Raw genomic sequence first — 14,030 nt, 5'->3', positions numbered from 1 at the left:
CCGCCGTCAGAGGAGGGCTCAACGGAAGAATGAATGGATCAGCGCCGCCAGCGTGTCACGAGCAAGTTCACAATGTCCAGCGACAACGGTTTCTCGATGGTGTCGTCCATCCCTGCCGCAATGCACCGCCGCTGGTCCGATTCCTGCATATCGGCGCTCATGGCAATGATGCGCAGACCAACTGCGGCGCTCCCCATGGAACGGATCGCTGCCGCCGTCGCGAACCCATCCAGCCCGGGCATGCGTACGTCAAGAAAGGTCAGGTCATAGCGGACCGAACGGACCGCCTCAACCGCTTCGAAACCGTCGCTGGCGATATCCACGATGCACCCGAGATTTTCGAGCATTCTCCGGGCCACTGCCCTGTTGATCTCCTCATCATCGGCAACAAGAACCCGCATGCCCGTGCCGGGCAGCGCCGTCGGAGCCGCGACCACGCCCGATGCCTGCACTGCTGACGCTTCAGATGTGTGGCCCGGCACAGGTGGCTTGACGATCCGCAGGGCCTGTCCGGCCTGAGGCGTGACGCATGGGATCCGGCAACGGAAGATACTTCCCCTCCCGGGCTCACTCTCGACCGCGATGGAACCACCCATGCTCTCGATCACCTGCTTGCAGAACCTGAGCCCCACGCCACGCGGCGAATCGGTGCGCAGGAACACCGGATCATCGTTCCCCGCGTGCTGGAACAGTGTCGGGATCCTGGCCGGAGAAATGCCGTCACCTGTATCCGTCACGTCGCTCCGCAGAACGATCGCACCATGTGCACCACGCTCCACATGGACGGAAACGATGACCTCTCCCTGGTGGGTGAAGCGCAATGCGTTGCCGACAAGTTCGGTCAGGATCTCCGTCCAACGGTCCGCATCCAACCGCAACACCGGAGGAACATCCGTGTCCACACGCATGGAAAGGGCCAGCCCACGCTCCCGCGCTATGCGCGCAAAGCGGTCCACCAGCGACAAGACCCTTTCCCGTACATCTGTGTCGCGCGGTCGGACCAGGAACGGAAGGTCGTCGTTGTCCAGAGCGGCAGTCTCTCCGGGAACATCACTCGTTTCAAGGTCCTGAAGCGCGGCCCGGATATCATCAACATATCGTCGCTGGCGGTCCGAGAGCCCGGATTCAAGAAGCAGCGCCGTGATCCCCCGGAGCGTCGCCAGCGGCGCTCGTCCCGAAAGGTCAGCACCGCGGGATTCGAGGCCCCCGTCGGGTCCGTCAGCACGCTGGTCACGCAGCAGGACGATCTCACGGTGTTTCGCACGGACCACACGCATCGCCTCTTCGGCCTCCGCGCGCACATCGAAGTTCTCCTCCACCAGGCGAGCGTTCTCATCCTCCGCGGCACATTGAGCGGTAACGTCCTTCATGAACAACATCATCACGCGGTCACCGTTCTGGCGCGCATTGGCCACGGTCAGGTCGACGGTGAGCACCGCTCCGGACTTGGTCTGGAGGCGGATGCGTGCAGGGCTGCCCGGCAGAGCACCGGCAGGAGCTGCGAGGACGGAGAGGAGGACGTTGACAGCGTCCGGCGATGCGAACCGCGTGATGTCGTTCTGGAGCAATTCGTCGGGGTGATACCCGAGTGCGGTGATGGCCGTGGCGCTGGCGTTGAGGATCTTGCGTTCCCGGACAACGAACACAAGGTCGGAGGTGTGGGACATGAGCCGCCGGTAGCGGTCCTCCACTTCACTCACCTGGCGCTCCATCGAGCGCTTGAAAAGGGTCATCGCGATGGCAGAACGCATCTGGTCATCGTCGTATGGCTTGTTGATCAGGCCGAACGGCTCGGTGACCTGTGCGCGCTGCAGCGTGAGCGGATCCGCATGTGCGGTAGCATAGATGACCGGGATGTTGGTGCGTGCCCGGATCCGCCGTGCGGCTTCCACACCATCCATTTTCCCCTTGAGCTTGATATCCATGAGCATCAGATCGGGATGGGCCGTTTCCGCTGTATGCACAGCCTCTTCTCCTGATGCGACCACAGCCCCGACCCGGTATCCCCACGACTCAAGGCGGCGCCGGACGTCCTCCGCTGCGATGCGCTCGTCCTCGACTATGACGATCGTCTTACCAGACGGTTGGTGGGGCGAACCCTTTGGGCCTGTCGGTAGCATCATTTCATACCTGGCTGTGGAAGAAGGAACTCAACAGCATCCATCCGCAACACTTTACGAAGTGGTCTCCATGAAACCGGGGATTCTGAACGAGCTTCTGCTGTGAACATCAATTTTCTCTCTCCCGGCCGCTCGACTCCCCGAGTTGATTGGGCAAACCAACGAACATGGCCTGAGGTCATCAAAAAGGGATGCATTTCAGGTGAGCCCGGGGGAAAGGTCGAGAACGATCGAGCATTCTGGCAAAGAGCAGAGAGTACGTATCCGCAATATATTACGAAATCCCGTGGCGTATGTCAAGCGGAAAGATGCGCCATATACAGAGTTGCAGGGTTCTCTTCACTGGTCAGTTTTGATTCGCCGTTTCCCATGTGTATATTCCCTGAAACACTTGGCCTTGGTCACCACCAGTTACGCACTCATGCCAGAGAAACGTGTTTTCGGTCGCAAACGCACACCGGAACTGGAAGCAGGAAGCCCGGGCGTAACTCAACGACGTCGGCGGCCCGAGCCGTTGGTCACCCCTCCCTCCCTCCCGTCCACAGAAGAACTTCTGCGCGAGATCCGCGAAGCCCAGTCGCTCTATATCTCTGGCGCCGGACCCCGCGATGTGTTCACCCGTCTCATGGAGATCCTCATCGCGATGACGGCCAGTACCACGGGCTTCATCGACCAGGTGCTGCGCGACGAAAACGGCGCATCGTACAGCGAGACCATTGTCAACGCGGGCCTGGTCTGGAACGACAATTTGCGCTTGTTCCCCGGGTATCAGCATTCCACGTCCGTGCAGCAACACACAGCCGTACGTTTTTCCCCGGTCAGCTTCGGCCCGGACACCGGCAGCATCCAACCGCCGGGTCCTCCGGGAAGCGCCATCCTTATCCCTCTCGTTTTCGGTGGAGAACTCGGCGGTATTGCCGGACTCGCGGGAAGGCAAGGAGGATACTCCCCTGCCCTCACGAATGCGCTCGAACCGCTCACGGTCACATGCGCGACGATCATGCGTGCCGTCCGCCGCGATAAGCAGGAACAGATGCACGCGGAGGAAACCAGGCGTCAGGAAGAGACTCTCCGGGCCCTCATTGGCAATATCCCCGGCGCCGTGTATCGTTGCGAAGTGAATTGCCCGTGGCGACTGACCATCATGACCGGCCAGATCCAGAACATCTCCGGGTACCCTCCGTCGGTCTTCCTCCAGGATCGCGCGATGACGTATGCGGACCTCATCCATCCGGACGATCTGTCCCTGGTGGACCGCACGGTCGCCGAAGGAGTGAAAGCCAGGCGCCCGTACCAGATCGAGTATCGCATCATCCACGCTGACGGGTCGATCCGCTGGGTCTTCGAACGGGGAGGCGCCTTCTTCGATCTCGCCGGGAATCCGGAGTGGCTCGATGGAGTCATCATCGACATCACCGACCGTAAACTTGCCACCGATGCGTTGCGCGCCAGTGAAGAAAAGGTCCGTGGCATTCTGAGGGCCGCCCCCACCGGCATCGGGGTCGTCAACGGCCGGGTCTTCCGGGAGGTCAATACCCGCTTGTGTGACATGACCGGATACGCACGCGAGGAGCTGCTCGGACGCAGCTCACGGATGCTGTACGAGAATGATGCGGAATTTGAACGGGTCGGCACGGAGAAGTACGCTGAGATCGCTGCGAAGGGAACCGGGGCCATCGAGACCCGCTGGCAGCGGAAAGATGGCTGCATGATCGACGTCCTCCTCGGGTCCACACCGATCGACCCGGAGGACACGGGCAAGGGTATCGCGTTCACCGCTCTGGATATCACCGAGCGCAAGGCCGCGGATACCCTCATCCAGGTGTCCCTCCGCGAAAAAGAGGTCCTGCTCAAGGAGATCCATCACCGCGTCAAGAACAATCTGCAGATCATCTCCAGCCTGCTCAGCATCCAGATGTCCGGGATCAAAGACGAACCGACCCGGGAACTGTTCCGCGAGAGCCAGAACCGCGTGCGATCCATGGCGCTCGTGCATGAACGGCTCTACCGCTCGGTCACTCTTGCCGAGGTCGATTTCGGAGAGTATGCACGCACCGTGGCATCGCACCTTGTGAACTCCTATGTCCGTTCCGGCATCTCCTGCGCGGTGGAAGCGGACAATATCCGCCTGGGTGTCGACCTGGCAATACCGTGCGGCTTGATACTCAATGAGATCGTTTCGAATGCCCTCAAGCATGCCTTCGCCGGCCGGGACCGCGGCACCATCCGCATCGCCATCCGTAGCGATACGGCCGGTCTCGTAACCCTGCAGGTCGATGACGACGGGATCGGGCACCCGCATGGCGAAGCCTGGGCCTCTGCCTCGTCCATGGGAACCATGCTGATCACCAGCCTCACGGCACAGGTCGGCGGCACGGCGACCATGACCGTCAACAACGGAACACATTACAGCATTCTGATCCCACGGGGGGAATGAGTGACACATGATCACGCGATCATCCACCAGTCGTGGACACGATCCCCGGACCGATCTGTGTGATACCCCCCCCCCCGCCCCCCCCCCCCCCCCCCCCCCCCCGCCCCCCCCCCCCCCCCCCCCCCCCCCCCCCCCCCCCCGCCCCCCCCCCCCCCCCCCCCCCCCCCCCCCCCCCCCCCCCCCCCCCCCCCCCTCCCCCCCCCCCCCCCCCCCCCCCCCCCCCCCCCCCCCCCCCCCCCCCCCCCCCCCCCCCCCCCCCCCCCCCCCCCCCCCCCCCCCCCCCCCCCCCCCCCCCCCCCCCCCCCCCCCCCCCCCCCCCCTCCCCTCCCCCCCCCCCCCCCCCCCCCCCCCCCCCCCCCCCCCCCCCCCCCCCCCCCCCCCCCCCCCCCCCCCCTTCCCCTCCCCCCCCCCCCCCTCTTCCTCCCCCTTTTTCCCCCCCCCCCCTCCCCCCCCCCCCGACCCCCCCCCCCCCCCCCGCCTCCCCCCCCTTCTTTTTCTTCCCGGCCCGGGGCCCCACGACGCGGGGCCTGGAGTTGATGAAGGCACTTTCACTCCAACTCGACGGTTCCCTCCCACGCCTTCGCTTTCCGCTCGAGGGTTCGGCCTGACAGGCCCACCGACCCGCGCCCCCATCCTCTTGGCCAATAGTCGCCATCGTTACGTTTCGCCACCCCCCCGACATGCCGGTTCCAGCGCCTGGGAAGCACTCTGGCTGGCACGATTCATGCAAAAATGTGCACGTATCTCCATGTGCGTTCGCGCACCGAACCCCTGAGGCCCGAATGATGCCGTCGTTCAAGTCGCTGCTGGACACCGTTCCTCTGCCGGTCTTCGCAAAGGACACCAGCGGGCGCTACATCTACTGCAACACGACGTTTGCATCGGAAGTGATCGGACTTCCCGACTCGGCCATCATCGGTAAGACGGTCTTCGACCTCGTGCCGGAGGTACCACAGGAGCACGCTGAACGCTTCCACCGGGCCGACCTTGAACTCCTCAGCCGCCAGACCCCGCATGTCTACGAGTCGCGCCTGCACTACCATGATGGGTCCTCCCATGAGATCCGCTTCCACAAGACCGTGGTCACCGATGAGCACGGCCTTCCCGTCGGCATCATCGGCATCATGATCGACGTCACGGAGCAACTCGCCGTACAGCGATCACTGGTGGAGAGCAAGGCGAAGTACGGGTCGTATGTTGAGAATGCCCCCGACGGCGTCTTCATTGCCGACCGGGACGGAAAGTATCTGGAGGTCAACCAGGCCGCGTGCGAGCTCACAGGGTACCCGCGCGAAGAACTCACAGGCCTGGGCATCCGCAGGCTCCTTGCCGCCGAATCCATGGAGGAAGGCAAACGACATTTCGACCGGCTCATGCGGACGGGGCATTCATCAGGCGATCTGGTCATACAGCGTCGCAATGGATCGAAGATCCGCTTGCAGGTCGATGCCGTCCGGATCGGTCCGAATGAGTTCCTCGGATTCTGCAAGGACCTCTCTCAGCGGCATGCCATGGAGACCCAGCTCCGTGACTCCGTCTCGCTGCTTGCCGCGATCACGTCCGCTGCAGATCTGATCATCACGGCAACCACATGGCGGGACCCCATCGCCAGGGTGCTCTCGTGTGTTGCGACGGCCGCGCGGGCGAGCAGGGCCTGCCTCTTCACCTCGTCGTGCCGTGCGGACAACTCATGGGACCTCACGCTTCAACAGAAATGGATCTATGCCTCATCGGAGAGTTGCTGCCGCAGGGTCCCGACGCACACCCTGCATCTTCCCACACTCGGTCTGCAGCGCTGGATAGATGCATTCACTGCCCACCACACGGTCATCGTCCGCCCGGAGATGACTCCGGTGGACGAACGCACCGCGCTGAACGCGCTCGGTTCCGCATCGAGCGTGATGGTCCCCATCCGGGTCGCCGGCGCATGGTGGGGCATACTCACACTCGATCAGTGCGACAAGGACCGCGCGTGGACGGATCAGGAGGCACACGGGCTACGCATCGTCGCGAATATCCTCGGCACCACGATCGAACGCGAGGAGACGCAACAGGCGCTCGTCCAGCGCTCCGAAGAGCTCTTCGTGAGCCGCAATGACCTCGAACGGCAGACCGCGGAACTCGTCGCCATGAACGCGGACCTCATCCAGGCCAAGGAGCAGGCAGAAGCGGCCACCAGCGCCAAAGCCAATTTCCTCGCGACCATGAGCCACGAGATACGCACGCCCATGAACGGTGTGATCGGGATGACCGGGCTCCTGCTGGAAACACCCCTTGATCCCGAACAGCGTGAATACGCCGAGACGGTCCGCACGAGCGCGAAATCCCTCCTCGGCATCGTCAACGATATCCTGGATTTCTCGCGGATCGAGTCCGGCAAAGTCGAACTGGAAGAGGTCGACTTCGATCTGTCGGCGGCGATCGAAGACTCGGTGGAGTGCATCGCCCCCCGCGCACACGCCGGAGGCCTCGAGGTCGCAGCATTCGTCGATCCGGGCATCCCCCGCCGCGTGCACGGTGACCCCGGGAGGGTCCGCCAGATCCTTCTTCATCTGCTGGATAACGCCGTGAAATTCACCCCCGCCGGCAGCATCGAGATCGTTGCCGATCTTGCCTCCCAACCGGGGGGCGATCCCGTCATACGGTGCGTGGTCTCCGATACGGGGATCGGCATCGGTGCAGAGAAGATCGCGACCCTGTTTGAGGCCTTCAGCCAGGAAGATAACACCGCAACCCGGCGGTATGGCGGGATGGGGCTCGGATTGGCCATGGCTCGCGATCTTGTCCACCTTATGCACGGAGAGATCTCCGTGTCGAGCGAGATGGGATCCGGCTCCTCGTTCGCATTCACCGCGCGTTTTGCACCGGCTGAGAATAACCCGGGCGAGATGGCTTCCCCGCCGGCAAAAAGGACGGACCTCACAGCACTGGTCATCGAACCACTCGAGATGACCCGCCGCGTCCTTGGCGAACAACTCGAACGTCTCGGTATGGCGGTGGACTTCGCTACACACCTGAGTGCGGGTACTGCAGCGGATACCCCGGAGCGCTTGCCCCATTACGATGTCATCTTCATGGAACAGGATGCGGAGGACACCTCCGCGGCCAGTGAACTGCTGCGGATCGAACGCGGCATCATCGCCCATCCACCGATCATCGTCATGGTGGCCCCGGCCGCTTCCATCCAGGACGAACAAGCATCGCATGCCGGTTTCCGGACCCTTTCCCGGCCCGTGCGCAGTTCTGCCCTCCATGAGATCATCGAGGTCGTCGCACTCAATCATGCGGCGATGCTCCAGGACAGCGCTCAACCCGCCGGGCCGATGCCGGAACGTCCAAAATACCGGGTCCTCCTGGCCGAAGACAACATCGTCAATCAGATGGTCGCCTCGAAGCTTCTCGAGAAGCTCGGACACCATGCCGACGCCGTGTCAGACGGACGTGAAGCACTCAGCGCGCTGGCGCAGATCCCGTATGATCTGGTCCTGATGGATTGCGAAATGCCTGAACTCGATGGCTACGAGGCCACACGCCGCATCCGGGACGAAGGGTCCCCCGTGCGATGGCATGGGATCCCGATCATCGCGATGACGGCCCATACGGATCAGGAAGACCGCCAGAAATGTTTGGCTGCGGGGATGGACGAATTCATCAGCAAACCGGTGGATGTACAGACATTGAACGCAACGATCACCCGGGTGATGCTGAACGTGAAGAAACCAGAACGCCGGCAGGCATCCCCTCCCGGCCCTCCGGCCGAGATCTTCGATCTGAACGACCTGATGCGCCGGACCGACTTTGACCATGAACTGGCAGCGGAGATGGTTCAGGCGTTCGTCCCTGATGCGGCACGGAGGTTAATGGAACTCGAGAACGCGTTGACGAAAGGAGACACCGCCTCCGTGGTCCTGACCCTGCACACACTGAAAGGTTCCGCGGGGAATACCGGGGCGGTTGCGATGTCCGGGATCGCACGCGCGCTCGAGGAGGAACTCCGATCGGGGGACGAAGAGAACGCGCGGTACCGCGTAGCCAGCCTACGCGCGGCGTTGGAAGAATTCACCCGTGCGGTCCTTGCTACGGGGATGCATCTCCCGCACGATACCGCTAGTGTTGAGGAGCTGCCGCCCGCTTGAGTGCGGCAACCCTCCGCAGCAACGGCGAGCGGGCGATGTCTGCAGGAGATGTGAAACTATCGCTGACACCCCGGCTCAGATCGCGGCCGACAGCAGTGTACACGGAAGCAACGTACAGCGAGCAGAACAATTTCCGCTCCCGGCGGAGGGTATCCCTGCGGTCGATGTCCGCACCGAGAAGGCGCCGGATGCCGAGCAGAACCGCTTTCCATGTGGCATACTCCTTCCCAAGTTCCTTTTGCGCGACATCCACGAGTTGCTTTCTCTCTCCCGGCGTGATCGCTTCAGTGCTCGCGAACCACTCCACATCACCGTGGTAGCCACGCACGTTCGCAGAGAGCGGCGTGACCACGACCCCCTTCCCCACCGCCTCCAGGACCATGAGCCGTCCATTCCACCAGACCGCAAGTCCGGCATGCGAGTAGGGTGATCCGGTCGCCCAACGGATGACCCGCGAGGCGAGCGACAATCCCCGGTACAGGAGCACATCGCCGTCCTGGATCTGCAATCGGGCCTGGTCGTACGCGATCCGCTCTGGCGCGGTGTGTTTGAATCGGGTTCGGGAACGCATGGGATGCTCCTGGATCGTGAGATGACGGAGTAAGGTGCAAAAACGCCGCAAATTAAGCAACGGGAGCCGGTTGCATCTCTCACAGAAGTTCAGTATCTACGATGGTGTTTCTTTGCGGGCCCAGCAATGGCCCCGTTGTGTTCTCCCACCTGCGCACGATCTCGACACTATGGAGACTCGTATGACCGGCCCCGGCTTCAGAGACCTGCCTGCGGCAGTAAAGGCGGTCCTGATCCTGTTCCTCCTCAAAGCAACTCTGGCTTTCCTCGAACATGTCGTCCCGTTCGTTGCGCCACCCATGCCCTTGCCATTTCAACGGGGGATCTTCGCGTTCGCGGTGCCTACGATCTGCTTGCCGCTGATCCTGTACTGGGTATTCCGCCGCTCACCGGCGACAGGGTATTGGGAAACGGTCGCGTATGTCCCGCTCAGCATCCTGGCAAACGCCATCCTGGTGTTCACGCCCTATTTTCTCGCCCGGCCCATTGGTATACCGGACCCTGATCCGTTTGCCCTTGCCCGCACGTTGGAATTGGGCGGACGTGCACTCACGACCGCGGTCTCGTTGCTGTTGCTCCTGATGGTCCTCCGCCGGCCTGTCCGACGCTGGGTGACACAGAGGGAAGAACTGATCCTCAGCCAACGCTACCCTTCCCGCCGTAGCCCGTCGCTTGCTGAACGTGGCGCGTGGGTCTTGCCGATCGTGTTCGGCATGATCACACCCACCCTGGTCTGGCTCGCGGTCAATGTCGTGGTCGGAGGCACACCGCCGGCGGATGCGCTCATGGACACCATGCTCGAACATCTGAAGGGCCGGGGGCTCCTTCTGGATGTCTTCAGCCTTGTTCCCTTCGTCGCTCTCGCCATCATCAGTCACTACAACGCAGGCCGTGTTCCGGGCATCACCCTCTGGAGTGTCACTCTTGGCGGGATCGTCGGCATCCTCGCTCTCCTTATCCCCGCCTATTGGGTGGCGTGGGACACGATCTATAACGATATCGCCGGCGATGAGAAGACCACCGGCGCTCTTGTCTTCTTCTTTACACCTCTGTATTGCCTCGCCACCATGCTCGGTGGCATGCTGCTCGGATGGGTCGCTGCCCGCATCATGCGCCGCGGTGTGGACGACATCGTCGACGACATCTGACCTTTTCACCGATCATCAGTCAATCCGGACCACCGCATGAATTCGACCGATACCCTCCGGCGCGCAGGAGTCATCCTGTGCGCCCTTCTCACTCTTCCCTCAGCGATGATCAGCGGAACCCCGGGGGAACGCCCGTCGTTCGCACAGATATTCAAGAATGCTGAACCTCGCCTCACCCGCCCATTGCCCACGGTCTCAGGCTGGGCGGATGACGCACACTATCTTGAGGCCCGGCGACCACCTGCAGTCCCGCGACCGGCCACCGTCCTCGTTGATGCAGCCTCGGGATCCGAACAGCCGGGTCCGGACCTTCAGGAATTCGCCAGCGTCCTCGGCACCGATATCGAACCCGGTTCCCATGTGACCTCCGTCCCGTCCCTGGGGGTCTATATCTACAATTCCTCGAACGACCTTTTCTGTCTCGACACACGCGCACGACAACGCACGAGGCTCACCTCGGGGCACGAAAAGGAGCAGACACCCATCATCTCCCCCGACGGCAAACATGTCGCCTTCACCCGGGAGCATGACCTCTTCAGCGTGGAGATCGCGACCGGCAGGGAGACCCGCTACACGTCCGACGGCGCCGAACTCATCTACAATGGCTGGGCGGCGTGGCTGTACTATGAAGAGATCCTCGGCCGCGCGAGCCAGTACCGCGCATTCTGGTGGGCCCCCGATGGCCGCTCCATCGCCTTCTACCGATTCGACGAATCATTGGTGCCGGAATTCCCGATCTTCGTCGCGGACGGAGTGCATGGAAGCATCGAGCACACACGGTACCCCAAAGCAGGAGATCCGAACCCGCGCGTGCGCATCGGCATCGCCGCAGTCGGTTCGGCGACCGTCGTCTGGGCCGACCTTGATGAGACCAGAGATCAGTACTTCGGACCGGTCTGCTGGACACCGGACAGCAAAGCGGTGTTCATTCAATGGATGAACCGGCAACAGGATTCCCTGGTGATCTTCGGTGTCGATCCCCGGAAAGGAACTGCAACGCGGGTGTTGATCGAACATCAGAACTCCTGGGTGGACTGGTTCGAATCCATCCATTTCCTCGACGACAACACCGGTTTCATCGTGCAGAGTGATCGCAATGGCTGGCCCCACCTCTATCTTCACAGCATGTCCGGTGCCCTCCGTACCCAACTGACGGACGGCCCCTGGGCCGTGACGGGTGTGGAAGCCATCGATCAGGTGAACAGGACAGTATTCTTCACCGCCCGGAAAGAAGCATCAACAAGGACGGACCTCTACAGCGTCCGGCTGGACGGCAAGAAATTGCGCCGCCTGACCTTCGGCGAATACACGCACACGGTGAAGGTCTCCCCTCGCGGGAGTTTCTTCACGACACAGTACTCGTCGGTCAGCGAACCTCCCCGACTGGCATTGCTCCGGGGCGACGGCACACTGCTCCGCGAACTCGGCACGAGCAAGACCGACGCCTTCGACACATACGAACTTGCCCTCCCCTCGATGACGACCATTACCACGCCGGACGGGTATGCACTCCCGGCGGTGATCACGCGTCCGTTCGATTTCGATCCATCACGACGGTATCCGGTTCTGATCAGCGTCTATGGCGGCCCGAACGCCGGATCGGTGTTCGATGGATGGAAGTCGATGGGCGGACAGTGGCTCGCGCGTGAAGGAGTGATCCAATTGTCGGTCGACCACCGCGGATCCGGCCATTTCGGAAAGGCCGGTGCGGCGCTCATGCATCGGAAGCTGGGCACGTGGGAAATGTATGACTACATTGCGACTGTCGCATGGCTCCGCGCCCAGCCATGGGTGGACAGCACGCGCATCTGCATCACCGGAGGGAGTTACGGTGGATATGTGACCGCACTCGCCCTCACCGCCGGTGCCGGCTACTTCACGCACGGGATCGCCGAGTACTCCGTGACCGACTGGCAACTGTACGACTCCCACTACACGGAGCGGTATATGGATACTCCGGCCGAGAATCCGGAAGGATACCGCGAGGCATCCGTGATGACCCACGCACACAAGTATCACGGCGTCATGCGCCTCGTTCATGGAACTTCGGACGACAACGTGCACATGCAGAACACGATCCAGCTTGTGGACACACTGGAAGACATGAACAAGGAATTCGAACTGATGCTCTACCCCGGCGGGCGGCACGGATGGGGAGGGGCCAAGGCGATCCACCTCCGCACCGACACCTATCGCTTCTACTATGAACACCTGATACGGAAACCGTTCCCGGAGGAACTCTTCAAGACTCTGGACGTGGCGTCGATGCGCAGAAGGCCGTAGGGAACGAGGCAGCGGACAGCCCGGCAGGAGGATGAAGGCAGGAGGATGGAACAGAAGCGGGGATGAGAGAAGCTCTCATCCCCGCCGTGCTTTTGTGGAACCGTACGACAAAACCCTCAGCGCTTCCCCTTCTTCTTTGCGGCCTTCTTTACCTGCTTTGGCGCCGCCTTCTTTTTCGCTACGCCCTTCTTTGCGCTCTTCTTCGGCGCCTTCCGTGCCGGGGCCTTGGCCACCTTCTTTCCTGCCCAGTTCTCCGGCCGCAGCGAGCGGACCGTAGCGCCGGCTTTCCACATCTCCATCGTGCGCCACTCGTCCAGCTCACTCTCGAGCTTCTCGCGATAGTCGGCCGCACCACAGGTATCCAGCGTGCGTTTTGCCTCCGCACCGGTCCTCACGCTCCTGTACAGCTCTTCCATCACAGGCCGCGTCGCAGCTTCGAACTTCTTCGCCCAGTCGAGGGCACCGCGCTGCGCCGTCGTGCTGCAGGCGCCGATCATCCAGTCCACGCCATTCTTCCCCATCAGGGGGTAGAGGCTCTGGGTGGATTCCTCCACGGTCTCATTGAACGCTTCGCTCGGTGAATGTCCCATGGCACGCAGCACATCGTACTGCGCCTTCATCATCCCGGCGATCGCACCCAGCAAAACACCCCGCTCGCCGGTCAGGTCGCTGTAGACCTCGTTCTCAAACGTCGTCGGGAACAGGTAACCGGAGCCGATCGCGATGCCGAGCGCAATGACGCGTTCACGCGCACGGCCCGTGGCATCCTGATGAACGGCGAAGCTGGAATTGATGCCGCTGCCGGCGAGGAAGTTCGCGCGCACCGTCCGCCCGGCACCTTTCGGTGCCACAAGGACCACATCCACCGACGGAGGCGGCACCACGCCGGTCTGCTCGCGGAACACCACGGAGAAGCCGTGGGAAAAGCTGAGCGCCTGGCCTTCGCGCAGGCACGAGGCAAGCTTCGGCCACTGCTCCTTCTGTCCGGCATCCGACAGGAGGTATTCGATCACCGTGGCCCGCGAAGCGACCTCCTCGATCGTCTCGAACAGATTCTTCCCCGGCACCCAGCCATCCGCGATCGCATCCTTCCAGCCACGGCCGCCCTTCCTCTGCCCGATGATGACCTTGATCCCGTTGTCGCGCAGGTTCATGCCCTGTCCCTGCCCCTGAGGGCCATAGCCCAGGATGCCCACCACCTCATTCTTCAGAACCTGTCGTGCGCGTGCCAGAGGCATTTCTTCACGGGTGACGACCTCTTCCTGCACGCCGCCGAAGTCCATGATTGCCATTGCTGTAACTCCTTTTGATGGTGTAAGGGTAAACGATCTCCGGC

General features: G+C 62.5%; 7 protein-coding genes. 4 read left to right on the top strand and 3 right to left on the bottom strand.

What is annotated here, in order from left to right:
• Window positions 1-38 precede the first annotated feature (38 nt).
• Entirely contained in the window at window positions 39-2,123 is a 2,085-nt protein-coding gene (locus IPI01_00605) for a response regulator (protein ID MBK7256333.1), read from the bottom strand.
• A 511-nt stretch (window positions 2,124-2,634) separates the two neighbouring features.
• On the opposite strand from IPI01_00605, the gene IPI01_00600 reads away from it, so the two are divergent.
• Together IPI01_00600 and IPI01_00595 are read left to right on the top strand one after the other, a co-directional pair.
• Complete coding sequence (locus IPI01_00600; GenBank protein ID MBK7256332.1) at window positions 2,635-4,557, top strand: PAS domain S-box protein; 1,923 nt, start codon at window positions 2,635-2,637, stop codon at window positions 4,555-4,557.
• A 782-nt stretch (window positions 4,558-5,339) separates the two neighbouring features.
• Window positions 5,340-8,693, top strand: a complete 3,354-nt coding sequence (locus IPI01_00595; GenBank protein MBK7256331.1) for a PAS domain-containing protein — start codon at window positions 5,340-5,342, stop codon at window positions 8,691-8,693.
• Here the strand turns inward: IPI01_00595 and IPI01_00590 are convergent.
• Window positions 8,665-9,264, bottom strand: a complete 600-nt coding sequence (locus IPI01_00590; protein ID MBK7256330.1) for a hypothetical protein — start codon at window positions 9,262-9,264, stop codon at window positions 8,665-8,667. The genes IPI01_00595 and IPI01_00590 overlap by 29 nt on opposite strands.
• Before the next feature lie 181 nt (window positions 9,265-9,445).
• On the opposite strand from IPI01_00590, the gene IPI01_00585 reads away from it, so the two are divergent.
• Entirely contained in the window at window positions 9,446-10,411 is a 966-nt protein-coding gene (locus IPI01_00585; protein ID MBK7256329.1) for a hypothetical protein, read from the top strand.
• Window positions 10,412-10,447: 36 nt separating this feature from the next.
• Window positions 10,448-12,694, top strand: a complete 2,247-nt coding sequence (locus tag IPI01_00580) for a S9 family peptidase (GenBank protein MBK7256328.1) — start codon at window positions 10,448-10,450, stop codon at window positions 12,692-12,694.
• Between the two features lie 116 nt (window positions 12,695-12,810).
• On the opposite strand, the gene ilvC is transcribed toward IPI01_00580, so the two are convergent.
• A complete protein-coding gene (gene ilvC, locus IPI01_00575) occupies window positions 12,811-13,986 on the bottom strand; it encodes a ketol-acid reductoisomerase (GenBank protein ID MBK7256327.1) in 1,176 nt (391 codons plus the stop codon).
• Between the last annotated feature and the right edge of the window lie 44 nt (window positions 13,987-14,030).

This window comes from Ignavibacteriota bacterium (assembly GCA_016707525.1).
Taxonomy (GTDB): Bacteria; Bacteroidota; Ignavibacteria; order UBA10030; family UBA6906; genus JAGDMK01.
The sequence above is the reverse complement of the archived record's forward strand: the minus strand, read 5'-3'. Positions and strand labels throughout refer to the sequence as shown.